The sequence below is a fragment of the Spirillospora sp. NPDC049652 genome (assembly GCF_040675125.1).
In the GTDB taxonomy this organism is placed as follows: domain Bacteria; phylum Actinomycetota; class Actinomycetes; order Streptosporangiales; family Streptosporangiaceae; genus Spirillospora.
The window spans coordinates 1-1,437 of record NZ_JBFAOF010001392.1 but is presented as its reverse complement, the minus strand read 5'-3'; the positions used below and the strand labels follow the sequence as shown (position 1 = coordinate 1,437).

Here is a 1,437-nt window from a genome sequence, read left to right as displayed (position 1 = left end):
CCCCGTTCTGCCTGGGCGCGGTGGCGACGGCCGTCGCCACCGGGGCGCCGAGCTGGATGAGCGTCCCCGGCGTCTACGGCGGCGCGCTGACCACGATGCTCTGCGCCTACCTCGCCGCCGTCCACCTGATCTGGCACGCGCGCCGGCTCGGCGAGGACCAGGACGTGCCGCTGCACTTCCAGGGCTACGCGCTGGTCTCCGGCGTCGCCACCGGGCTGTTCGCCCTGCCCGGCGCGGTCGCGTTCGGCGTCCGGTCGCCGCTGATCCTCGTGTCGGCGGCCGCCGGGGTGGTCTCGCTGGTGCTGGTCGTCCGGCGGCGGCACCTGGCCGTCCGGCTGACCAGCGCGCTCGCGGTGGTCAGCGTGCTGTGGGGCGGAGCGTCCATGGCCGACCTCGACCTGGCCGGGTCGCTAGCCGAGAACGGCGCGCTGACCGCGGCCTTCGCGGTGCTCGGCGCGGGCGCGGTCCTCCTGGCGTCGGCGGCGGCCTGGCTCTACGCCCAGCGGGGCTCCCACGGCCGTGCCCTGACGCGCCGGGCCTGAACCGGCCTTTTCGCCCGCTCGGCCGGGTTCGCGCTCGGGCCCGGTCCAGAACCGGTGGGCGGGGCTCAGACGAAGGAGCGGCCGGTGCGCATGCGGCGGCGGAAGTCCCACAGGTAGACGTTGAAGGGGAACTCGCGCAGCGGCCTCGGCATCGTCCGGTTCGCGAGCGCGATCATCCGGACGGCCGCGTCGAACGCCCGCTGGTCCCGGGCCGTCCAGCCGAAGCCCATCTCCGCGCGGAACTCCGGCGGCAGGAAGCCGACCGTCAGCAGCCGGTTCGCCGGCCCGACCAGCCGCTGGACGGGCCTCGGCAGGAACGCCGCCTTCGCGAGCCCGCGCAGGTAGGCGCGGGTCTCGGGGGTGCTGCCGAGCTTGCCGAGACCGTCCCGCCAGTACTCCTCGAACGCCGCGCGGTCCGCGGGCCACATGTCGTCCGGCACCTGGAGCGTCGTGGCGAACCGGCGGCCGTGCCGGTAGAACTCGGCGACCGCCGCCTCGGACGGCTCGCCGTAGAAGCGCCGGTAGACGTCCTCCACGCCCCAGTAGATGCAGGCGGCGACCCACAGCTGGAGCTCGCGGTCGAACGCGTTGTACCGGACGGGCGCGCCCGGCGCGCTGTGCACCCGCCGGTGCTGCCGGTCGACCTGCTCACGCATCCAGGCGCGCTCCTCGGCGGAGCCGAGCATCGCTACGACCAGGTACGTCAGCGTGGTGCGGGTGCGCTTCACCGGATGCCGGTCGATCCGTCCGGACTCGACGGGGCTCTCGACCACGCCGAGGCCGACCGGCAGCCGGGACAGCTGCATGATCACGTTCGCGCCGCCCGCCACCAGGGACGGCCCGCTGACCAGCTCGCGGACGACCCGCGGGATCGGCTCGTCCTCGGCGGCGGCAC

Annotated in this window: 1 protein-coding gene and 1 pseudogene; one reads left to right on the top strand and one right to left on the bottom strand. The window is 75.2% G+C overall.

Features of this window, described 5'->3' with window-relative positions:
• Window positions 1–542: pseudogene (locus AB0J52_RS40490) on the top strand (cytochrome d ubiquinol oxidase subunit II); the annotation flags it as partial.
• A 65-nt stretch (window positions 543–607) separates the two neighbouring features.
• On the opposite strand, the gene AB0J52_RS40485 reads toward AB0J52_RS40490, so the two are convergent.
• A partial coding sequence (locus AB0J52_RS40485; protein ID WP_500188515.1) for an oxygenase MpaB family protein occupies window positions 608–1,437 on the bottom strand: 830 nt, incomplete at its 5' end.